Raw genomic sequence first — 19,151 nt, 5'->3', positions numbered from 1 at the left:
CGATCATGGAGCGGTTGCCAGCGATGAGGTTGTTGCCCGCCTTCTGCACTCTCGGATCATTGAGCCCGATTCCGATCCGGTACCGCGGAGAGAGCTTTTCCCACCGCCGAAGGGTTTCACTAATAAGTGTGGCGATGCGGACGGCATGTCTGTGACACGTCGCGACACTTTGAGTGACGACGATCTGCGAGCACGGGCGACTGTGCAAGCCGAACGGAAAGAGGGGCGAACTCAACAGGGGGCCTTATTGGCCACAGTGGCCATGATCCGAGCGATCCGTTTAGACGGGGAAGGTGATCGGCAAGTGGCGTTCGTCTACGACGATCCGACCGAGCATGAGCCATTGCACGCCGTGGTTCGTGGATGCGACCAACTGGGCAGGCCCGATCAAGATGAACTTCGTGGTCGGATGCGGGGCCTCTTCGATAGACAGGTCCCCCCGTCGCCCCCTGCTTCATAGGCCGGACAAGCGACGCCGGCTTAGCCTGTGGGGCTATTGTATTTCCACCCTCCGGCAAGCGAGGCCTTCGCGCGAAGGCGCGGGGTCGCGTATTTGGGCGCCGTCTTGAACGTCTGGCGACTAGGCCACACGCTCAGCTTGGTACTCCGCGGGCGCCGCCACGAAGTCGTCGATATCGCTCTCATACCAAGCCACGCTTCGAGGCCCGAGCCGCACACGCGCAGGGAAGGTGCCGACAGCTTCGCGCCGATAGACAGTGGCGATCGAAAGCCCCGTCCGATCCTTAACCTGAGCGATTCGCAAGAGCCGGTCCTTGCGCCGATCGCGGGCGCAGTTGTCGTCGATCATCGCGTGCATCCTTTCAGCCGGCCGCGCCGGTCGTATCGATCCCACCTCACCGCGACTCCCGCCCGGATTGCTGCGCACGAATAGTCCCGTCCATCCGGTAGCCGGACCCAAGCGGTCACCCGTTTGTGGCTGGTCCCGGTCGGCTCGATCGTCAGGCGGATTGGTCGGGCGAAATAGAGCTGCCCGCCGTTGGGCGAACGTGTCTCCCGCGAGATCGTGGCGCCCATGACCTTCGCCATGCGCCGACGTTGCTCGAACGGATCGCCGGGCACGCACGGTTGGTTCGGTCGGCACGTCCCATCCATCTCGGTGGCGCCTATGCCCTGGACGCGGATTTTGGTGCCGTCCTGGCAGTGGATGGGGCCGTCCACGTCGTGAAGGGCTATAGCGAGGCAGATCAGAGCTAAAGTCACCGAGACCGCTCCTTGCGTTTCTGCGAAAGCCACACCAATTTCAGTGCCGTAACAAGCTGGGAACTGTGTGAATGGAAAATGAGAAAATCCCCGAACTCGCAGCACTCCGCTCGGGTCTTCGGCCGCTGACCGATAGAGATATTGTTCAGCGCCTCACCATCGGCCAACTCGCGGAGCTGCTTCACAAGGCTCTTGCGTACGTTAAGCTGGACGCGGCAACGGCTCTTGGAAAACGAGAGCACCTCCAAACCGCGATCTATTGTGCTGAGGCTGATGACAACGCTGGTGCCGTACAGTCGCTGAACGATATTATCACACCTGGCACGAACTGGGTCACTTCGCAGCCAACCGATGCATCGGCGCATTTGTCCGCCATGAAAGCTCGGATCGAGGCCCTCGACGTCTAACCCAGGCTCAGTATAGGCCTCATCAAGAGGCAGACCACAATCGTTCACTTCCGCCATCTGCGGACCAAGAGCAATATGATCGCCGTCGACTCGATAGGAGGATGCCATGAAGGGACTTTCGTTCGTACTGGCGGCCGCGCTGGCGTTCAGCGCCACGGCTCCGCTGGCCGCCGCCCCATGCAAGGACCCGAAGACCGGCAAGTTCATCAAATGCGCAGAGAAGGCCGCAAAGAAGCCGGTCTGCAAGGACGCCAGAGGCAAGTTTGCCAAGTGCGGGACGCCAGGCGCCAAGCCGGTCAAATGACGCGCGGAGGGCTCAGCGCGGGGCATCGGTGCCCCCGATCAGCCTGAGCCCCGGCTTTGGATCACCGAGCGTGTCGTAGAGGGCGGCGAACTCGCGTTGGAGCTTGTTCACCACCATCGCCTGTTTGAACAGTTCGACGGATGGCGTCTCCTCCCGCTGCATGGTGAGATAGCGCGTGGTTGCCTGGTGGTAAGCTTCCCAAGCTTCCGACGTGGGATCGGGCGTCGCGTCGGTCATTGCCCGGCCTCGGTGCCAGCCTCTCGGGCAAGCTTTTCCGCGGCGCATTTTGCGGCCCAAGCCTTCCTGTTCTCGATGTATGCTTCCAGGCTCGGATAGGAGCTCCCATCGAACCATCGCTCGTGGCAAGTGCCGTCTGGTAGTTCGACTACGATGGAAGCGGCCCGATCTTCGCAATCGTTCACGCCGGCTGGCGTTACGGGTCGAACCTCGCCGTCGGCGCACAAAGCCCATGCAATCACTTGAGCGCGGTACACGGTGCTATCTTCATCGTTGAAATGGCAGATCGACGTCCCGGAGGCCGCCGGTATGAGCTGGGTAGGTCGCTCCAGCAGAATGCTGACATCGCTTGAATCAGCGGTGAGATCAGCGCCGTTTGAGAGCGCGATCTTATAGGCCCAGTCCCTTTCGCCGCGCTTAAACTTGCGCATCGAGACGATCGCGTTGGTGGCGACTTCCGTCATTCCGAAGCTGTGAAAGCTGTCCATTCCAATATCCTCATATGACCAAAGCAATGGCCTTCGAGACCAGTCCGGAGAGTTGCCCGGCTTTCTCTGGAAGCTCGCCCCGGTACATTGTCCGGGGCAATTCACGTCCAGCTCTCCTCAGCAGGGGGAATACTGGTGGGCGGCGTTCATGAAATCACCGCACCACTGGCTGTCGTCGACCATCGGAAACTGTGAGCGCTCTTCGTAGGGGGCGTCCGCGACGATCTGCGGGGCATGTCGCCGGCAGATCCCTTTTCCGATGTTGAGATCGCTTGTCTTCGAAGGCGGGGAGCTGGCCGAAGCCAGCCCCCGATCGAGGAAGAAATCGCACTTGCGGCAGGTGTCAGACATGCGCCAGTTCGCTGTGCAGCGCGTCATTGTAGATGCTGACTACGGCCCGAAATTCGGGATGGTCCTCTGCTTCTCCCCAGCAGGCCAAGTGCTCTTCCGCCCGCTCGATCTGCGCTTTGACGATCGGCAAGAGGTGGTCGATGTGGGAGGTATGGCGAGCCAGCCTCACTGCGTCTGCCGCCATTTGCGCTTGAAATAGCCGAACGTCGCAGTGTTCGTGGCCGTCATCGCCCGCATAGATGGCTAGTTTGATGGCGAGCGCGTCGAGAGACGGCGTTGGATACATCATCAGAGTGATGAAAGCGTTGAGCTTTATGTCGAAGAGCTCTTGGCTTTTTTTGTCACCCTCTTCGCTGAACGTCTTGTAGCTCGCACCGAAGCTTTTTTCTGCCGAGAGTGCTGAATGGTAGGAAGCGAGAACCTCGTTCCAAGACTCGCTCCTGCCGGGGCGACTGGCAAGTTCTGCCAGGGCATCGTGCCTTGGGGAGGGAGTGATCGGCGCCTCAGATCCAGGTCCGTAACAGCTCTCGATTGTGTCGGCTACCTCCTCTAGGCCGATGCGGCGATACTCGGCAATGAGCCCGAAGAGTTTGACCGGATCCCTGGCGATTGCGGCGACACTGCGGTCAAAGTCCTCGCCCTCAAGGCGGGATCGCATGGCTGAGATCATCCCCTTCGACACGGGGCCATCGACGCCGCGATTGCGGATGCAGTCGATGATCTGCTTGTCCGTGCGCTTCTGGATGATCGAGCCCGCCTGCGTGTCGCTCGCAACGATTTCGGAATGAATACCCATCTTCAGTCTCCGTCAATCGAGAGGAGACAGGGGCGACGTGTCTATCGCCGAAAGCCTGCCATCACGTATGTCGTGACGTACATGATGTACGCTTATGGCGGACATGTGTCAACGTACGACGTACGCTACGGGATTAAACAGTCGCTCAGAGTGAGAAGGCGCTGCATTTCCTTCACGGTGCTTATTTTCAACTTCTCAACTTTGGCGCCGTCGATCGTCGAGAATACCACACCTTCCCCAGCGTATCCGAACAACGTGGCGATGAAGCCAACAGCTGATGAGCGGGGCTGATGATCGAGCTCGTCGTCCGGCTCGTGGTCATAGTCATATATAAATACGAGAACATCATCGCCGATCCTGGGGGGCTGTCCTATATCAGCGAAAATGTATTCGCCTGGTTTATACCTTGGCATGGGTGCGCCTTTATCTAGCACAATGCCCGAAACCCCGCCGCGGTTTTCAATCGCTGGAGGATGCCACGCATAAAACACGGGGTTATCAAGATCGATCATGTAAAAGTCGAACTTGGCCTCACCGCCCTCTTGTAGCGGACTTCGATGAACATAAGCTGCTGGGTAGACGGGTACGTCTCTCTGCAAGCCAGGATGATCCAGATAGCGATAACGATCTAACTCGTTCTTCTCTGTCTGCGTAAGGGCAAACACTTCATCCTCCCGGATCGGCGGCTTCCCTTCCCCGACCAAGGCACGTGCCAAGCGTCCTGCGACCACCATATCAAGGTAAGGTGGATCATATTCGGCGGCAAAAAACTTCTGAACAGAGGATCGGCCTCGATAATTTGCCCGTACGGCGATCTGGTCCAAAGTCAGGCCGCTCCGCTTTCGTAGCACCGTGAGAGCATCACCAATCGTCACCATAAACCCCTTGTGTATTGTACGCTATGAGCGTACAAAGGCGCATGTCCAAAGCGATCATCAGGCAATTCGGCGGAATACGCCCTCTTGCGAGAGCGCTTCAGCATAGAAACCCGTCGACCGTGCTCGGCTGGTGGAAGCGGAACATTATTCCCGCTCGGCAACAGCCTAACGTGCTCCGATTAGCACAGGAACTCGGGCTCGACATCAATGCCGCGGATTTGATCACAGCTCATACGGAGGCGCGCCCGAAATCGACGCTCATTCAATCGGACATCACCATCCGCCGGAAAATCGGAATGAGCCCCTCCGTAAACTCCGCCTCCGCTCCGACGAGTGTCGCCTCGTTGGCCGCCTCCAGCTTGTCGAGGAAGTAATGGATATAGCACTCCGGCACGTCGGCTTGCTTCAGGGCCTCGATAATCGAGCCGATGAGGTTCGCCCAGGCGCACATGACGTTCTGCGCACCGAGGCGGGCTTTGCGGTCCTTCACCATGATGGGAGAGCCGGGGAATGATGCATCCCGTCCTTCGTCAGCAGCCGGGGCTCGATGCGTCCACCCGCTGGGCGCGCCGGGGGCCGCTGATCAACTACCAGCGCACTCTCCAAGCCGAGCGTGACGCGGTCGCGCCTGCGGAGATCACTCGTGAATAGCGCGCACCTTTGCCAGATTGCGCTCATAGATATTCGCGATCTCCTGCTCGCGGTCTTTCGGAGACATGCGGCCATCTTGATCAGGAGCCCCCATTCTCGTCGTCGCGGCGAGTGTGAGCTGAGCCGCAACCAAAGCGGCGGTATCGTCCGAGATCGGCATTTCCATTCCTTTCGTGTCGGAGTCGTAACCAACACGATAGCCGAACCGGCGCCCGGTTCCAGTTCCGGGCGCCGGGGAGGGCTGGCATGACATCGGTTCTCCAAGCCGCGCTTGTCGGCTGCCAGCACGATCTGATCTGTTTCCATGCTGTCGGAGCTACGGCATGAACGCGCCGCACATCCACCGCCAGCGCCGGACGTTTTCCGCGTCGAAAGCGGTCGAGGTTCAGGGCTCGATCCTCACCGAGATCAAGAGCGACGACGAAATCACATTCAAGGACATGGCGCGGGTACTCGGCCGGTCGGAGGACCGCGCCGCGATTTACGCGGCCGGTGGGTCCGCAATGGATCTCCCAACTTTCCTAGCCGGCTGCGACGTGTGGGGAGGGCGGTTCGCTGATCCACTGCTTCGCCTGGCCAATGGGCGTTGGGCCGAAGCGGGCTCCATCTGCACATCAGATGACCGCGCCGCGTTGACCCTGGCAATGCTGCTGCCCGCGATCATGGAGATCGAGGAGGACGGCGTCACCGAAGCCGAGGAGCTTCGGCCGCATGCCGAACTTATCCGCCGGGTCCATTCCCTAACTCGTCGCTGGCTCGACATGCTCGCGCAGAGCCATTCCTGACGATGCGCCGGGGGCTAATCACCACAATTTTCGCGGAGGAGCCGCTGATGGCACTCGTCATCAAAGCTCCCCGCGGCCATTTCATGGTCTGGCGGTACCAGGCGCCTCGCCTCGACAACGCTCCGCCCAGTGGCTCGCTGGGAAAAGGCGAAGCTGCGTGAGCCGCTATTCCGACGCCCTCGCAGACTTCATCTCCGCTATGGAGATAGAAGGCATCCGTGCGGTAGAGCCTATCCTTCAGCGCCTGAGTTCTGGCGAGCTGATCCGGTTCCGCTGTGAGGGAGATGGCCAAGGCCGGCAAAATGGCTGGGCGGTGCTCTATCTCGATGAGCGCCCGGCCGGCGCCTTCGGCAATTACCGCCTGGGTATCTCGCGGAAGTGGCGCATCGATCAGGATCTTGGCCTGACGGCTGAAGAGCGACAGGCGCTCCAGCGTGAATGGGCTGAGGCCAAGCAGCGTCGGCAGGAGGAAAAGCTTCGATCGGAGGAGGAAGCAGCCAAGGATGCTTTCGATCTCTGGTCATCTTCAGGTCGCGCTTTGTCCGATCACCCATACGTGGCGCGCAAGCAGCTCGACGCGATCCGCTATCGGGTCACACGGGACGGCTGGCTACTCGTACCTATGATCGATGCCTCCGGTGATCTCTGGAATGTCCAGCGCATTGCCGGCGACGGCACCAAGCGTTTCATGCGTGGCGGCCGGACCCAAGGGCTGTTCTTCCCGATCGGCCAGTTCACGCAACGGGGCGAGCGCACCTGTATTGGTGAAGGCGTGGCGACGATGGAAGCGGTTCATCGCGCTTCTGGGTATCCGTGCATCGCCAGTTTCTCGGCCAAGAACCTGCTGCCTGTAGCTCGCCTATGGTACGCGGCCCGGCCGGATCTCGATTACATTATCTGCGCAGACGACGATGCCCATCTGGACCGCAACATTGGCGTGGAGGCTGCCCAAGCGGCAGCGGAAGAGATCGGTGCGCGCATCGCCACTCCTATCGGAAGGGCCGCATGAGCGTGGCGCGGGATTTCGAGGATGATGCACGCGACTTCGGAGGGGCGGTCGTTCGGCAAGCATTGGACGCGGCCCGCTGGCCTTGGCCCGACGCGCCAGAGCATTTTCCTGAGCCCCCCGCCGAATCGATAGGGATCAAGGCATCCCCTTTCGTTTTCCGCGACCCAGCCAGCATTCCCAGGCGGCGCTACCTCTACGGGTATGAGCTTCGGCGAAAGCAGCTTTCCGCCACTGTAGCGCCGGGCGCCGCAGGAAAGACGACATTCAAAATCGGCCGCGCGCTCTGCATGGTGACAGGGCGGGACATGCTCGGACATCGCGTCTGGAACGGTCCGCACCGCGTCTGGCTCTGGAACCTCGAGGACGAAATGGAGGAGGTGGAGAAGAGCATCCATGCCTTCGTGAAGCTGTGGGGGTTGTCGCCCTCGGATATCGCCGATCGCCTGTTTATCGATGGCGTCGACAGTTCGGGGTCGAAACTGCTGAAGATCGGCACGCAAAGCAGGGCAGGGGACTTCACCATCCGTCAGCCCGTGGTTGATGCGCTGGTCGAAGAGCTAAAGGCTCGCCGCATCGATCACATCGATATCGACCCATTCGTCTCCAGCCATTCGGTTGACGAAAACGACAATGGCGCGATCGACGCGGTCAGCAAGGAATGGGTCAGGGTGGCTCACGAAGCGGATTGCGCGGTGAGCCTGGCCCACCATGTCCGCAAGCCCAACGGGTCGGAGCCATCGGCATTCGATGCTCGCGGCGCCGTGGCCATGATCAACGCGGCCCGGTCGGTGCTGGTCCTGCAGAAGATGCCGAAGGACGTCGCGCAGGAGTTCCGCATTCCCGAATGCGACCGCAAGCGCTTCTTCTCAGTGTTCGATGACAAGAACAACAAGGCCCCGCCGGCCGCCAAAGCCGAATGGTACGAGTTCGTCGGAATTGGCCTGGGCAACGGCGACGATACTGGACCCGAGGACAACATCGGCGCCATTCGCCGGTGGCAGGCACCAGACACATTCGGCGGCGTCACGGTCCAGCAGCTTTGGCATGTCCAGAATCAGATCCAGGCCAATCCCGAGAAGTGCCGGAAGCACTCCGAGGCAAAGGATTGGGTCGGAAAAATCGTTGCGCGCGTACTCGATCGGAACCTCGACGACGAGGGTGAGAAGCAGGCCATCAAGAAGATGGTCCTCACCTGGGTCGGCAACGGCGCCCTCCGGTCGGTCGAGCGCAAGGATGAGCGCGGAGAGATCCGCGAATATGTGGAGGTGGGACAATGGGCCATCGTCGACTGACGCCCCTGATCTCCGCACCTCCGCACCTCTCCGCAGCAGCCAGTACGGAACTGCGGAAACGACCGCCCTGCCCGGTGGGGGTATGGGGGGTAGGGTATAACCCTACCCACCCAATACCCCGCCGGCCGGTCCCAGGCTGCGGCAAGAGCCGCTTGGAGGAACGATGACCGACCAACTCACCGCCCTCCTCGGCGTTGAGCAGACCGCCGTGGTTTGCGAGACGATCGAGGCGATTTACCGCCGGATCCTTGACCTCTCGGCGCAACGACCCAGCGCCACGCAGACGGCGCTCAAGCGGCTCCGTTTCGATGGCGGCGTTCCCTCCCGCCTGGAGGCGGTGCACGATGACATTTCGGGACTGCGGTACGCCGTCTGGTGTATCGGCGAGACCATCGCGGCTCTGGCGGGGCGTCAGGGCCTAGAGCGCGTATTCGAGGAGATAGAGCGGCGGAATGAAGGCGCTCGCATCTCGGTATGGCTCGACCATCGCTGGGACGGCGTCCCTGTCGGCGACGGTGTCTGGACATGCTGATCGGTCAGGCGATCGAGGGAGCGGGCCGCGGCTCAATGGCTGGTGCAGATCACTCCGCCGCCGGGCTTGGGGTTGCAAACCGTGAGCTTATCATCCGAGGTTGCTGCGGTGCTTCGCCCAACGGATGCGGCTATCGCCGCTCGCCGGGCGCTGATCGATGCGTCGATCGTGGTCTGCCAGGCCCGAAAGGTTGCGGCACGCGCCTTGACATCCGTCATGGGCTCGGCGCCGCCTTGAGATTTGACGTAATCCTCCGTGATCTCATCCAGATACGCATAGAACGCCAGAACCGGTCCCGATTTCTTGCTGTCCCCTTTTTGGTTGTAGGTCTCCTTCACGCACGCGGCGAAGGACGGGAACGGCTGGAGATCGGAGCAGCCCGCGATGATTTCGTCCATCGCTTTCGCATTCGCTCCGACCTGCGGAATTACCACGGCGGCGAACACGCCAGCCAATACAATGCTTTTGCGAATCCCCATCTGACCCCTCCAGATTTGAAGGTGTTATCTTTCAACGATCCTTTCGGCGCCAGCCCTATTGTGCGGCTGACCTCACTCGGCAGTCGACCCGCCGAGCGTCTCGACCATGCTGATATTTCTCGAGCAGGTAGGCGTCGGCCAGCATCGCGTGGCCCGAGGGCCCGAGGGCGCGCTGGCCAGTCCAGTGCGCCCTCGCGACTGATCTCAGCGGCAGACGCGAACCTTGTGATGATGACGCCACTCGGTATGGCAACGCACGCGGTGATGCCGCTTGTCCCAGCGCTTGTGGTTGCCATTCCATTTCTGATGGTGGCCGTTGTTCCAATTGTTGTGCCGTGGCTCGGCATTCGCGGCCGTGCTGGCACCAACCGCTGCGATGCCAAGCGCGGCAGCAGTCAGAATGTTCAGGATCTTCATTTGCAGCCTTCCAGGCCTGTTGATCAGGCGAGTGCACAACTGCGTCGTGGCTGGGCGGGTTCCGCGAAGTTGCAGTCGGGGCGGAGGGTTCGCCGCTGATCGGCACCGTATTTCCAGCCCGAAATTTAACGGGAAATTTCGGGCACTCATTTCAGGGGGCATCATGGGCAAGGCAACCAATCCACGGCTGAACATCAGCACCACGCACGCAACGCGGCGCCAGGGCAGGGGAGGCACGCAGGAGCCGCCTGTGAACCCCTTTGCGGCGGCTCATGGCCGGTACGAGGAAGGTACCGTTGTTGATCTCAGCGGCGAGCTGGGCGGCAAGAAGGGGATCGTGAAGGTGATCATCAATCGCGGTGGGACGGCGGTCGATCGGTGGATAGCGAACGACAAGGCCGGGATCTTCGAGGAGCCCCAGCGCAAAGCCATCGATCACTGCCGCAGGCTGTGGGCGCGGGCGGAGGATTTGCGCTCGATCGACCTCGCCCGCGATCGGATAGATTGCTCCAAAATGGAGGGATGGTCTCAGCACGAAGCGCTTGAAGCGCTCGCTGGGTACAAGCGAGTGATCCCCCGCAAGTTCTGGGAAGTGTTCGAGAACGTCGTCCGGTTCGATCAGGAAGCGGGCACAGCGGGATCGAACCTGGCGAGCAACTCGCGGTCGGCCATCGACGCTGCCAAGACGGCGGTCGCGTTCTGTGCTGGACTCATTGCGATGTGGGAACGATTGTAGGGAGAAGCGCGGGCGGCGCCAAAAAGGAGGGGCGATATGTTTCGCAAGGCTGTGTTGGCGATTTTGGTCACGGCTTCGCCAGCCTCGCCGATCTTGGCGAAACAAACATTCACCGCCTACGAGGGCAAGGAGCAGATCATCGAGGCCGGCGGCGGGACGCGCGTCACCAAAGACGGGGTGGATTTCTGGACATCAGGAACGCCCACAAAAAGATCGAAGGTCATCGGCAGGCTGATGGATCGTCGCGGGACGGGGGCTTTCCATGGGGACGCAGTGGGCTCCAAGCGAATCGCGCAAATCGTGAAAGAGGCGGGCGGCGATGCGGTGATCATTGCAGGTCAGCGCCAGGACCAGAATGGATATATCTTCACGGGCAACATGGCGGTCGCCGCCAAGAAGCAATTCACTGAAATGGTCGTTCTTAAATACCTCGATTAGCGCCTACGGAGCGGGGGGGTTATGGTTTGCAGGATCGCTTTAATACCGCTGGCGCTACTGGCTGGGTGTAACGACACACCCACGGTCGGCCAGCAAGCTTTGGATCGCGCCGACGCCAAGAGCTTATCGGACAACCCGCCTGGCCGATATCAAATGATCCAAGGGGTTAATCCAGCGAGCGTGGCCATACTCGATACCCGCCTCGGCACCGTACAAAACTGCTTTATCGTAAACTATCGCTACCACTGCTTAGCACAGGGACCGTCTGCCAGATTCCCCGGCGGACTGCCCCCAGGTGAATGGGTCGACGCGGCGGGGGAGGCCGGTGGCAAACCCAAGTAAGCGTCCCACCATACCGGATGCGATATGCCTCGATCTCTCTATCAGGATCAGGCCCGGCCTAGCAGGTGCAACTCGGCGAAGCCGTCCCATCGCAACAGGTCTTCCGACCATTCGCGCAACCGCACACGCCCTGATGCCAGGAGCAGCATCCCGACTGCTGGGCTTCTTCGGCGGTCGCAAATGTCTTCCCTTCGCATCCCGCAGGCCGGGACATGGGCGCAACCGGCACGCTGCGAGGCGCTTCGACAGGTTGAGCAGGCGATAGTCCGGCCACCGCAGCGAAGATCAACAGCAATTTCATAAGAGCCCCCTCTTGTTGGAGTGAAGCTCTGCCTATTGGTCACGCGAGTCCAGATTAATCTCGGTCCGAAACGAACCAATCATTCCAAAGTGCAAGCGAAGCTTATCGCGCTTGACCTGTGCGCACCGTAGTGGCAGATATCACCAATCGCTGAAGATGCGCCCGGGGCCGAAAGGCTGCCGGGCTTTTTGTTGTCCTGCAAATGCTCGGAAATGGTTGAACTTCGCATTGGCGACATTTTGACCAATCGTTATCGTTCCGATCTGATCGGGGGATCATTTGCAAGGGGGCAACGATGCGAGCTCGGATGTTTTTCTCTGCCGCTCTTCTAGGCGCGGTGTCTGCCACGAGCGCTGAAGCTGCTGTTACTGGGTATGCCAGCATTTCAAGCGTATTCAATCGTATCAAGTGCGATGCCTACGCTGCAATGAAGTCGTTGCCCAAGGAGAGCAAGTGGCAACCCATCGGTATGAGCGGGGAAGTTACGTTTTCGATAGGTCGCGATAGCTCGACCAAGCTTGAAGGCGGCTTCTCGGTTCCCATCGTCAGCACTGAAGCATCGTTCGCCGACACCGACACGGTTTCGGAAACGCAGGGTGTAACGATTGCCTTCTCGGTCAACCTCCTGACCCTGTCGAAGCTCGATAGTTATTGTAGCCAGGCCGGTGGGAAGCCGGCGATTATGGTTAGAGGCGTTAAAGAAGCTGAAAAAGCGGCTAAATCGGCAAAGCTCAATAAGGACAGCCTGCTCGGGCCGATCGATCTCGGGGACGCGCTGAGTGGCATCCAGGGGGAGCAAGCGCTGAACATCAAGACCGCTACCTATGAAGGTTCTTTCGGTTTCACGAGCGAGGATGTTTTCTCCGGTACGCTAGGTGTCGTCTACGTCAGCGGTGGCGCAGAGAAGTCGAAGACGAACAAATTCACCCAGGGCTACTCGATCGTCGTCGTTTACGGCGATGACAAGGTGCCGGGACCGCGAGTCAAAAACTAGGGCCGTCTTTCAGTATTGCGCGCGTTGAACGCCCCGCCCTCAAGCGGGGCGTTTTCGTTTTTGCATTAAGTCGAGGATCTGCCATGACCGTAGAGATCAGCTACTTCGCCCGTGCCGCGACTGGCGGTCTACCCGTGGCGGCCGAGCCTGGCCAGGACGGTACTGCCGCAGAGGCGCAGAGTGTCAGCATCAGTGCGACGCCAGCACTGTCCGGCGCCACGCCTGATGGCCAGACTGCGCTCTCGCTGATCGGTACGGAGGCATTCCGCTACGAGTACAGCCAAGCCGGATCGGTCGCCGCCGTTGCCAACAGCAACTATGTCGGAGCCGGCGAGCGTATGTGGCTGACCCCGCGATCGGGCTGGAAGTTCAGTCTCAGGACGGCGTGATGAGCGACGATCGGCCCAAACCAGAGCAGGACGAGAAGGGCCGCTTCGTCCCCGGCAACGTCGGCGGTGGTCGACCCAAGGGCGCGCGGCAGAAGATCGTCGGGGTATTTTTCGAGGATCTGTTGGCGAGCTGGGAAGCCCATGGCCCGGAGACGATCGAGACGGTCCGAGTCCAGCGTCCGCAGGATTATCTCAAGGTCGTCGCCTCGATCCTGCCCAAGGAACTCAACATCAAGGTGAGCGAGCTGGATGAACTCACAGACGATCAGGTCGCCGGACAGCTCTCCCGTGTCATTGCGCAGCTTGCAGCAGCAGGCCTTGATGTTATCGCGGGAATTGGAGCGGAGACGGAGGCGCAACCGGCTCCAGGCGTACCGACCGTACAATAAGCAGCGGGAGTTCCACGAAGCTGGCGCGGTTCACCGCGAGCGTCTGTTCATGGCGGGCAATCAGCTCGGCAAGACGATAGCCGGCTCGTTCGAATGGGCCATGCACCTGACCGGCAAATATCCGGAATGGTGGACCGGTCGCAGGTTCGACCAGCCAGGCCGCTATTGGGCAGCCGGCGAAACCCGCGTCTCGACACGCGACACGATTCAGAAGCTTCTCGTCGGCGAGCCTGAGAAGGAAGAGGAATGGGGTACGGGCGCTATCCCCGGTGCCGACATCATCGACACGTCGCGGGCCATGGGCGTTGCGAACGCGCTGGACAGCGTGGTCGTGAAGCATGTGGCTGGTGGGTCGTCCACCTTGCTATTCAAGGCCTACGAACAGGGCCGCGGCAAGTGGCAGGGCGATACGCTGAACGGGGTGTGGTTCGATGAAGAGCCGCCGCTCGACATCTACACGGAGGGATTGACCCGCACCAACGCGACAGGCGGGCTTGTGATGCTGACGTTCACCCCGCTCAAGGGCATGTCGGATGTGGTGCAGATGTTCCTCTCGGACAGCGACCTGAAGGACATGAAATGAGCCGGCACGTCACCCGTATGACGATCGACGATGCCGAGCACTACACGCCCGAACAGCGCGCGGCGATCATCGCGAGCTATCCGGCGCACGAACGCAAGGCCAGGGCGCAGGGCATCCCTGTCCTGGGTTCGGGCCGGGTCTTTCCGGTCGATGAGGACATCCTCAAGGTCAAAGCCTTCGAGATCCCGAATAGCTGGTCGCAGATTGGTGGGCTCGACTTCGGTTGGGACCATCCCACCGCGGCAACCCGCCTGGCGTGGGACAAGGACACGGACTGCATCTACGTCACCGCCTCCTACGGGCAGCGCGAGGCAACGCCGGTCATCCACGCGGCGGCACTGAAGCCGTGGGGCGACTGGCTGCCATGGGCATGGCCGCATGACGGGCTGCAGCACGACAAGGGATCCGGCGAGGCGCTGGCGCAGCAGTACCGGGCCCAAGGGCTCGCGATGCTGCACGAGAAGGCGACGCATGATGACGGCGGCAACGGTGTCGAGGCCGGGATCAATGAGATGCTCGACCGAATGCTGACTGGCCGCTGGAAGGTGTTCGACCATCTCGAGGATTGGTTCGGCGAGTTCCGCCTCTATCACCGCAAGGACGGCCAGATCGTGAAACTGAACGACGATCGGCTGTCATCGTCGCGCTACGCCATGATGATGAAGCGCTTCGCCACCACGCCGCCGAAGAAGCAAGAGACGCTCTACAATCGCGGTTCCGGGAGCTGGATGGGCTGATGGCTGACGACATCCTCAAGGAAGCGCTCGACGCCTTCGCCGAAGCCGAAAGCCGGGAATCCGATAACCGTCGCGATGCGCTCGACGATCTCCGGTTCGCGCGTCTCGGTGGCGAATGGCAGTGGCCGGCAAAGGTTCGCAAGCAGCGCGAGGCGGAAGGGCGCCCCTGCCACACCATCAACAAGATGCCGGCCTTCATCCGCCAGGTCGTCAACGATAGCCGGCAGAACAAGCCGGCGATCTCGGTTCACCCCGTCGAGGGTGGCGACGTCAAGACAGCGGACGTGATGAGCGGCCTCATCCGCAATATCGAGGTCATTTCGAACGCCGACGTGGCCTATGATACCGCGGTCGATAGTTCGGCGACGATGGGCTTCGGCTATATCCGCATCAACCTCGACTATGCCTGCGACGACACGTTCGACAAAGACATCCTGATCAAGCCGGTCCCGAACCCATTCGCGGTCTATGGCGACCCCTATAGCCAGTGCGCGGATAGTTCGGACTGGATGACGGCCTTCATCATCGACCAGATCCCTGAGGCGCTCTACCAGCGGAAATATACCAAGGCCGCCAAGGTGGATTTCTCGTCGTCGGCGTGGACCAACGCCAATGGCTGGTGCGACAGCGAGGGCAAGACTGTCCGGGTCGCCGAATATTGGAAGCGGTCCGAGGTCAGCCGCGAAATGGTCCAGTTCACCCATGAGGGAATGGGTGGCGTCGGCACGGCTTACGACGACGAGCTCGAGCGGCTCCAGCAGCAGTTCGGCTCGATCGAGATCATCGGCCAGCCCCGGACCGTCAAGTCCTACAAGGTCAAGCAGTACACGCTAAGCGCGGTCGACATCCTGGGCGAGATCGAATGGGTCGGAAAATATATCCCGATCATCCCGGTCTATGGCGAAGAGGTGAATGTCGAGGGCAAGCGGCATTTCCGCTCGCTGATCCGCGACGCGCGCGACCCGCAGCAGATGTTCAATTACTGGCGGACGATGGCGACCGAACTGGTGGCGCTGGCGCCCAAGGCCCCCTGGGTCGGCGTCAAGGGTTCGTTCGCATCCGATCCGCGCTGGGCAACCGCGAACAACGCGACGCACTCGTTCCTCGAATATGATCCCGTTGCCGGTGGTTCGCCTCCGCAGCGCCAGCCCTTCACCGGGGTACCGGCAGGCGAATTGCAGGAGGCGATGAACGCGTCGGACGACATGAAGGCCGTGATGGGCCTCTATGACGCCTCGCTCGGGGCGCGATCGAACGAGACGAGCGGGCGCGCGATCATGGCCCGGCAGCGCGAGGGCGATGTTTCCACCTTCCACTTCATCGACAATCTCAGCCGCGCGATCCGCCACACCGGCAAGGTGCTGATCGACCTGATTCCGAAGGTCTACAATACCGAGCGGATGATCCGGGTGCTGGGTCAGGACGGCAAGCCGGAAGAGGTGCAGATCACCGACAAGGAAGGGCAGCCCGACCCCGAGGCCGGCATCTACAACCTGACGCTCGGCAAATACGACCTGACCGTGAAGGCCGGCCCGTCCTACACCTCGCAGCGCGAGGAGGCGGCGGATATGCTGACCGAACTGGTCCGCGCCAATCCGGACAGCGCTGCCATCCTTGGCGACCTCATCGTCGAGAACATGGACATTCCGGGCGGCGACAAGGCGGTCAAGCGATTGCAGGCCATGCTGCCGCCACAAGTGCGCCAGGCCGAGCAGGGCGAGAACCCCGAAGCGCAGGCCGCGCAGCAGCAGATCCAACAGATCCAGCAGCAGGCACAGCAGGCTATCGGCCAACTCCAGCAGGCTTTGCAGGAGGCGCAGCGCAAGGCCGAGGGCAACCGCGAGAAAGCGGAGGCCGACAGCAAGAAAGCCGACGTCGAGGCGTACAAGGCCGTCACAGAGCGCATGACCGCTCTGGCCGGCACGATGACGCCCGAGATGGTCCAGCAGATGATCATCGAGACGCTGCAAGACGTGGCTGAGACCGCGAACCTGGTTCCCGGCGGCGAAGAGCCGCAAGGAATGCCCATGCCTGTTCCGGGCAATGGGATGATGCCGCCAATGGAGCCAATGCCGCAGGGCATGGGCCAACCGGAGCCGGCGCCCTTCGCGCAGTGATGCGCTTCCTCCCATAGATGGAACCCTTTGATGGATACCGAAACGGCGACCAATCCGGTCGGCGAAGCGACCAGCCCTGCGGATACGCAGGAAGTCGCGGTTGCCAACACGGAAGTCACAGCCCCCGCCGAGGGAACGGCTGAATCAAGCGACAATCGACAGGACGGGCCGGATTTCTCTGACCTTCTCCCGGTCGAGGACGATCTTGACGAGGTCGAATATGAGGGCGCCAAATACAAGGTGCCCAAGGTCCTGAAAGACGCGGTTATGCGTAATTCGGACTATACGGTGAAGACGCAACTTCTCGCGGAGCAGCGGCGCGCACTGGAGGCTCAGCAACAGGCCGTCCAGCAGGCTCAGCAGCTATCCGCAGCGGAGATTCGGGCGTTCGCCAAGCTCGACAATCTGAGCACTCAGCTTGCCGAGTTCAATGGTGTCGACTGGTCGGCCCTCGACCATAGCGAGCCACAAGTGCAGCATGCAAAGGGTGTGCGCGACGAACTCCTTCGGGAGCAGGCGACGCTTAACGCCCAAATCACCGAACACATGACGCTCAAGCAGTCTCGTGCCCAGCAGGAAGCTGCCAAGGCGCGCGAGGCGGAAGAAGCCAGAGCGGCTAAGGAAATCAAGGATTGGTCGCCCGAAAGGCGCCAGACGCTTGAGCAATTCGCAGTCAGCCAAGGAATACCGGCGGAGTTCGCTTCGCAGGCAGGCGCTGCCGAATTCAAGATTCTGGATAAGGCTCATCGGTGGGATCAATTCGTCGAACGCAACCGTGCCGCAGCGAAGGCGGCGGCCAACTCCAGCGCCAAGCCGGCCAATGAGGTCGGCGCAGGCGCAGGCTCCGGAACCTCCGATCCGTCCGCCATGTCCATGGATGAATACCGGGCATGGCGCGCGAAGCAGGGGGACTGAACCCAACATGATCCAGCGTCGAGAGACGCCATGATCCCATAGATGGAATTTTCCCATGTCCAATACCGTCCTTACGATCGACGTCATCGCCAAAGAGGCGCTGATGATCCTCGACAACGAGCTGGGCGCGGCCAAGGCCGTCCATCGCGGCCTCGAAAGCGAATATGGCGACGCCAAGAACGGCTTCCAGGCCGGTGCAACGGTGTCCATCAAGCGCCCCACCGACTTTACCGTCCGCAGCGGCGCGAACGCCTCGGCTCAGGATGTCGTCGAAGGCAAGGTTTCGCTCACCGTCGACCAGCAGAAGGGGGTCGATTTCTCATTCACGTCGCAGGAACTGACGCTGAACATAAAGGATCTGTCCGAGCGGGTGATCAAGCCCGCGATGGTGCAGCTCGCGAATAAGATCGACGGCGACGTGCTGTCGCTCGCCAGCAAGGTTCCCAATTGGGTTGGCACGCCGGGCCAGGTCATCAACTCGTTCGCCGATTTCGCGCTGGCGCCCCAGCGACTCGACGAACAGGCGGTGATGAGCGATGGTCGGACGGCGTTCCTGTCGCCGGCCGATCAGTGGGGCCTTCTCGGCACGCAGACCGGGCTCTTCATCCAGGGCGCCGCGAATAGCGCTTATCGCGAAGGCGATCTCGGCAAGATCGGCGGCGTCAGCACGAAGATGTCGCAAAATGTCCAGTCGATCACGATGGGCTCGCGCACCGGCTCGATCCTTATGGATCTCTCGATCACGTCTGCCACTATCGCATATGCGGCGGTCAAGGACACGATGATCCAGACTGTCCACATGGATACCTTCACCGGCGCTACCGATACCGTCAAGGCCGGCGAGGTCTTCACGATCGGCACCCCGGGCGGCACGGGCGTCTATGCCGTCAACCCTGTGACCAAGGCGCGGTTGCCCTGGCTCAAGGAGTTCACGGTCGTGTCGGATGCCACGATGGCCTCGAACGAGGGCGACGTGATCATGTATCCGGCGGCGATCTGGGACGGCGCCTTCCAGAACGTCTCGGTGGTCGGCGCGACCGACCTGAACAACCTGCCGATCAACTTCAAGGGTACGGCAGGCGCGACCTACTCCCAGAACGTGGTGTTCCACAAGAACGCCTTCGCGCTGGCGATCGTGCCGATGGTCTCGCCGCCCGGCGCGGTCGATGTGGCTCGCGAGAGCTACAAGGGCACCAGCGTTCGCATGATCCCGTTCTACAACGGGTCGACCGACGTAAGCACCTTCCGCCTCGATGTCCTTTACGGACTCAAGGCGATCGATCCCCGACTGGCAACCCGCATCAGCGGTACTGCGTAACACCTCCCCACTGGCCCCGGCATCGGTCGGGGCCACCCTTTCGCG

At 61.2% G+C, this 19,151-nt stretch carries 27 protein-coding genes; 16 read left to right on the top strand and 11 right to left on the bottom strand.

All coding sequences use genetic code 11. The features are described from left to right. Positions 1-580 precede the first annotated feature (580 nt). Together ASE22_RS24900 and ASE22_RS27815 are read right to left on the bottom strand one after the other, a co-directional pair. The gene (locus ASE22_RS24900; protein ID WP_056366616.1) at positions 581-808 is read right to left on the bottom strand and encodes a helix-turn-helix transcriptional regulator; all 228 of its coding nucleotides are present in this window, start codon (positions 806-808) and stop codon (positions 581-583) included. 409 nt (positions 809-1,217) lie between these two features. Further along, positions 1,218-1,736, bottom strand: coding sequence for a hypothetical protein (locus ASE22_RS27815; RefSeq protein ID WP_156407258.1), 519 nt, complete (start codon positions 1,734-1,736; stop codon positions 1,218-1,220). Here ASE22_RS27815 and ASE22_RS26430 point away from each other — a divergent pair. Beyond that, the gene (locus ASE22_RS26430; protein WP_056601302.1) at positions 1,735-1,932 is read left to right on the top strand and encodes a hypothetical protein; all 198 of its coding nucleotides are present in this window, start codon (positions 1,735-1,737) and stop codon (positions 1,930-1,932) included. The two genes, ASE22_RS27815 and ASE22_RS26430, sit on opposite strands and share 2 nt — an antisense overlap. Before the next feature lie 12 nt (positions 1,933-1,944). Here the strand turns inward: ASE22_RS26430 and ASE22_RS24890 are convergent, their stop codons facing one another. The 5 genes from ASE22_RS24890 to ASE22_RS27050 form a co-directional block, all read right to left on the bottom strand. Further along, on the bottom strand, positions 1,945-2,169 hold the full coding sequence (locus tag ASE22_RS24890) for a hypothetical protein (protein ID WP_056366351.1): 225 nt from the start codon (positions 2,167-2,169) through the stop codon (positions 1,945-1,947). Beyond that, entirely contained in the window at positions 2,166-2,657 is a 492-nt protein-coding gene (locus tag ASE22_RS24885; RefSeq protein WP_056366350.1) for a hypothetical protein, read from the bottom strand. The genes ASE22_RS24890 and ASE22_RS24885 overlap by 4 nt, the downstream gene beginning before the upstream one ends. Positions 2,658-2,774: 117 nt before the next feature. Next, on the bottom strand, positions 2,775-3,008 hold the full coding sequence (locus ASE22_RS24880; protein ID WP_056366343.1) for a hypothetical protein: 234 nt from the start codon (positions 3,006-3,008) through the stop codon (positions 2,775-2,777). Then, positions 3,001-3,804, bottom strand: coding sequence for a hypothetical protein (locus ASE22_RS24875; RefSeq protein WP_056366340.1), 804 nt, complete (start codon positions 3,802-3,804; stop codon positions 3,001-3,003). The genes ASE22_RS24880 and ASE22_RS24875 overlap by 8 nt, the downstream gene beginning before the upstream one ends. 125 nt (positions 3,805-3,929) lie before the next feature. Next, positions 3,930-4,679, bottom strand: a complete 750-nt coding sequence (locus ASE22_RS27050) for a helix-turn-helix domain-containing protein (RefSeq protein WP_156407257.1) — start codon at positions 4,677-4,679, stop codon at positions 3,930-3,932. A 26-nt stretch (positions 4,680-4,705) separates the two neighbouring features. Between ASE22_RS27050 and ASE22_RS28060 the strand changes: the two genes are divergently transcribed. After that, the gene (locus tag ASE22_RS28060) at positions 4,706-5,056 is read left to right on the top strand and encodes a carph-isopro domain-containing protein (RefSeq protein ID WP_443028914.1); all 351 of its coding nucleotides are present in this window, start codon (positions 4,706-4,708) and stop codon (positions 5,054-5,056) included. Here the strand turns inward: ASE22_RS28060 and ASE22_RS24865 are convergent. Next, positions 4,945-5,175 carry a hypothetical protein gene (locus ASE22_RS24865; RefSeq protein WP_056366334.1) on the bottom strand — a complete coding sequence of 77 codons (231 nt, stop codon included), beginning with the start codon at positions 5,173-5,175 and terminating at the stop codon, positions 4,945-4,947. The two genes, ASE22_RS28060 and ASE22_RS24865, sit on opposite strands and share 112 nt — an antisense overlap. 144 nt (positions 5,176-5,319) lie before the next feature. Then, positions 5,320-5,493, bottom strand: coding sequence for a hypothetical protein (locus tag ASE22_RS24860; protein ID WP_156397567.1), 174 nt, complete (start codon positions 5,491-5,493; stop codon positions 5,320-5,322). A 163-nt stretch (positions 5,494-5,656) separates the two neighbouring features. On the opposite strand from ASE22_RS24860, the gene ASE22_RS24855 reads away from it, so the two are divergent. From ASE22_RS24855 to ASE22_RS24840, 4 genes are all read left to right on the top strand, one after another. Next, the gene (locus ASE22_RS24855; protein ID WP_056366331.1) at positions 5,657-6,118 is read left to right on the top strand and encodes a hypothetical protein; all 462 of its coding nucleotides are present in this window, start codon (positions 5,657-5,659) and stop codon (positions 6,116-6,118) included. A 157-nt stretch (positions 6,119-6,275) separates the two neighbouring features. Then, the gene (locus tag ASE22_RS24850) at positions 6,276-7,127 is read left to right on the top strand and encodes a hypothetical protein (RefSeq protein ID WP_235536042.1); all 852 of its coding nucleotides are present in this window, start codon (positions 6,276-6,278) and stop codon (positions 7,125-7,127) included. Further along, positions 7,124-8,419 carry an AAA family ATPase gene (locus ASE22_RS24845; RefSeq protein ID WP_082545853.1) on the top strand — a complete coding sequence of 432 codons (1,296 nt, stop codon included), beginning with the start codon at positions 7,124-7,126 and terminating at the stop codon, positions 8,417-8,419. The genes ASE22_RS24850 and ASE22_RS24845 overlap by 4 nt, the downstream gene beginning before the upstream one ends. A gap of 163 nt (positions 8,420-8,582) precedes the next feature. Further along, entirely contained in the window at positions 8,583-8,951 is a 369-nt protein-coding gene (locus ASE22_RS24840) for a hypothetical protein (protein WP_056366323.1), read from the top strand. A gap of 32 nt (positions 8,952-8,983) precedes the next feature. Here the strand turns inward: ASE22_RS24840 and ASE22_RS24835 are convergent, their stop codons facing one another. Both ASE22_RS24835 and ASE22_RS24830 read right to left on the bottom strand, forming a co-directional pair. Then, on the bottom strand, positions 8,984-9,430 hold the full coding sequence (locus ASE22_RS24835) for a hypothetical protein (protein ID WP_156397571.1): 447 nt from the start codon (positions 9,428-9,430) through the stop codon (positions 8,984-8,986). A gap of 204 nt (positions 9,431-9,634) precedes the next feature. Then, positions 9,635-9,847: a hypothetical protein gene (locus tag ASE22_RS24830; RefSeq protein WP_056366317.1), complete on the bottom strand. Its 213-nt coding sequence runs from the start codon at positions 9,845-9,847 to the stop codon at positions 9,635-9,637. Positions 9,848-10,010: 163 nt separating this feature from the next. On the opposite strand from ASE22_RS24830, the gene ASE22_RS24825 reads away from it, so the two are divergent. The 10 genes from ASE22_RS24825 (at position 10,011) to ASE22_RS24785 (ending at position 19,106) form a co-directional block, all read left to right on the top strand. Beyond that, positions 10,011-10,583: a hypothetical protein gene (locus ASE22_RS24825; protein ID WP_056366314.1), complete on the top strand. Its 573-nt coding sequence runs from the start codon at positions 10,011-10,013 to the stop codon at positions 10,581-10,583. Positions 10,584-10,619: 36 nt separating this feature from the next. Beyond that, positions 10,620-11,021 (top strand): hypothetical protein, encoded by a 402-nt coding sequence (locus ASE22_RS24820; RefSeq protein ID WP_056601305.1) that lies wholly within the window; start codon positions 10,620-10,622, stop codon positions 11,019-11,021. A 950-nt stretch (positions 11,022-11,971) separates the two neighbouring features. Further along, the gene (locus tag ASE22_RS24815) at positions 11,972-12,658 is read left to right on the top strand and encodes a hypothetical protein (RefSeq protein ID WP_156397574.1); all 687 of its coding nucleotides are present in this window, start codon (positions 11,972-11,974) and stop codon (positions 12,656-12,658) included. Positions 12,659-12,741: 83 nt separating this feature from the next. Next, positions 12,742-13,047, top strand: a complete 306-nt coding sequence (locus ASE22_RS24810) for a hypothetical protein (protein ID WP_056366291.1) — start codon at positions 12,742-12,744, stop codon at positions 13,045-13,047. Next, positions 13,047-13,436, top strand: a complete 390-nt coding sequence (locus ASE22_RS27810) for a hypothetical protein (RefSeq protein WP_082545854.1) — start codon at positions 13,047-13,049, stop codon at positions 13,434-13,436. Before ASE22_RS24810 ends, ASE22_RS27810 begins: the two co-directional genes overlap by 1 nt. A gap of 49 nt (positions 13,437-13,485) precedes the next feature. Continuing rightward, positions 13,486-14,019: a terminase large subunit domain-containing protein gene (locus ASE22_RS27390; RefSeq protein WP_268797189.1), complete on the top strand. Its 534-nt coding sequence runs from the start codon at positions 13,486-13,488 to the stop codon at positions 14,017-14,019. Continuing rightward, the gene (locus ASE22_RS27385; RefSeq protein WP_056550327.1) at positions 14,016-14,756 is read left to right on the top strand and encodes a phage terminase large subunit family protein; all 741 of its coding nucleotides are present in this window, start codon (positions 14,016-14,018) and stop codon (positions 14,754-14,756) included. The genes ASE22_RS27390 and ASE22_RS27385 overlap by 4 nt, the downstream gene beginning before the upstream one ends. Further along, complete coding sequence (locus ASE22_RS24795) at positions 14,756-16,873, top strand: portal protein (RefSeq protein ID WP_056366284.1); 2,118 nt, start codon at positions 14,756-14,758, stop codon at positions 16,871-16,873. Before ASE22_RS27385 ends, ASE22_RS24795 begins: the two co-directional genes overlap by 1 nt. A gap of 30 nt (positions 16,874-16,903) precedes the next feature. Beyond that, on the top strand, positions 16,904-17,788 hold the full coding sequence (locus ASE22_RS24790) for a hypothetical protein (protein ID WP_056366282.1): 885 nt from the start codon (positions 16,904-16,906) through the stop codon (positions 17,786-17,788). Between the two features lie 55 nt (positions 17,789-17,843). After that, positions 17,844-19,106 carry a P22 phage major capsid protein family protein gene (locus ASE22_RS24785; RefSeq protein WP_056366279.1) on the top strand — a complete coding sequence of 421 codons (1,263 nt, stop codon included), beginning with the start codon at positions 17,844-17,846 and terminating at the stop codon, positions 19,104-19,106. Positions 19,107-19,151 lie beyond the last annotated feature (45 nt).

It is taken from the genome of Sphingomonas sp. Root720, assembly GCF_001428605.1.
GTDB lineage: Bacteria > Pseudomonadota > Alphaproteobacteria > Sphingomonadales > Sphingomonadaceae > Rhizorhabdus.
This window is presented reverse-complemented; position numbering and strand designations above follow the sequence as displayed.

Coding starts and splice junctions, on each gene's coding strand:
- ASE22_RS27810 (WP_082545854.1), top strand. CDS start 13,047: ATGAGCGACGATCGGCCCAAACCAGAGCAGGACGAGAAGGGCCGCTTC.
- ASE22_RS24810 (WP_056366291.1), top strand. CDS start 12,742: ATGACCGTAGAGATCAGCTACTTCGCCCGTGCCGCGACTGGCGGTCTA.
- ASE22_RS24790 (WP_056366282.1), top strand. CDS start 16,904: ATGGATACCGAAACGGCGACCAATCCGGTCGGCGAAGCGACCAGCCCT.
- ASE22_RS24865 (WP_056366334.1), bottom strand. CDS start 5,175: ATGGTGAAGGACCGCAAAGCCCGCCTCGGTGCGCAGAACGTCATGTGC.
- ASE22_RS24840 (WP_056366323.1), top strand. CDS start 8,583: ATGACCGACCAACTCACCGCCCTCCTCGGCGTTGAGCAGACCGCCGTG.
- ASE22_RS27385 (WP_056550327.1), top strand. CDS start 14,016: ATGAGCCGGCACGTCACCCGTATGACGATCGACGATGCCGAGCACTAC.
- ASE22_RS24845 (WP_082545853.1), top strand. CDS start 7,124: ATGAGCGTGGCGCGGGATTTCGAGGATGATGCACGCGACTTCGGAGGG.
- ASE22_RS24820 (WP_056601305.1), top strand. CDS start 10,620: ATGTTTCGCAAGGCTGTGTTGGCGATTTTGGTCACGGCTTCGCCAGCC.
- ASE22_RS24815 (WP_156397574.1), top strand. CDS start 11,972: ATGTTTTTCTCTGCCGCTCTTCTAGGCGCGGTGTCTGCCACGAGCGCT.
- ASE22_RS27390 (WP_268797189.1), top strand. CDS start 13,486: ATGGCGGGCAATCAGCTCGGCAAGACGATAGCCGGCTCGTTCGAATGG.
- ASE22_RS28060 (WP_443028914.1), top strand. CDS start 4,706: ATGAGCGTACAAAGGCGCATGTCCAAAGCGATCATCAGGCAATTCGGC.
- ASE22_RS24860 (WP_156397567.1), bottom strand. CDS start 5,493: ATGCCGATCTCGGACGATACCGCCGCTTTGGTTGCGGCTCAGCTCACA.
- ASE22_RS24785 (WP_056366279.1), top strand. CDS start 17,844: ATGTCCAATACCGTCCTTACGATCGACGTCATCGCCAAAGAGGCGCTG.
- ASE22_RS24795 (WP_056366284.1), top strand. CDS start 14,756: ATGGCTGACGACATCCTCAAGGAAGCGCTCGACGCCTTCGCCGAAGCC.
- ASE22_RS24880 (WP_056366343.1), bottom strand. CDS start 3,008: ATGTCTGACACCTGCCGCAAGTGCGATTTCTTCCTCGATCGGGGGCTG.
- ASE22_RS24855 (WP_056366331.1), top strand. CDS start 5,657: ATGAACGCGCCGCACATCCACCGCCAGCGCCGGACGTTTTCCGCGTCG.
- ASE22_RS27815 (WP_156407258.1), bottom strand. CDS start 1,736: ATGGCATCCTCCTATCGAGTCGACGGCGATCATATTGCTCTTGGTCCG.
- ASE22_RS24885 (WP_056366350.1), bottom strand. CDS start 2,657: ATGGACAGCTTTCACAGCTTCGGAATGACGGAAGTCGCCACCAACGCG.
- ASE22_RS24835 (WP_156397571.1), bottom strand. CDS start 9,430: ATGGGGATTCGCAAAAGCATTGTATTGGCTGGCGTGTTCGCCGCCGTG.
- ASE22_RS24900 (WP_056366616.1), bottom strand. CDS start 808: ATGATCGACGACAACTGCGCCCGCGATCGGCGCAAGGACCGGCTCTTG.
- ASE22_RS24875 (WP_056366340.1), bottom strand. CDS start 3,804: ATGGGTATTCATTCCGAAATCGTTGCGAGCGACACGCAGGCGGGCTCG.
- ASE22_RS24890 (WP_056366351.1), bottom strand. CDS start 2,169: ATGACCGACGCGACGCCCGATCCCACGTCGGAAGCTTGGGAAGCTTAC.
- ASE22_RS24830 (WP_056366317.1), bottom strand. CDS start 9,847: ATGAAGATCCTGAACATTCTGACTGCTGCCGCGCTTGGCATCGCAGCG.
- ASE22_RS24825 (WP_056366314.1), top strand. CDS start 10,011: ATGGGCAAGGCAACCAATCCACGGCTGAACATCAGCACCACGCACGCA.
- ASE22_RS26430 (WP_056601302.1), top strand. CDS start 1,735: ATGAAGGGACTTTCGTTCGTACTGGCGGCCGCGCTGGCGTTCAGCGCC.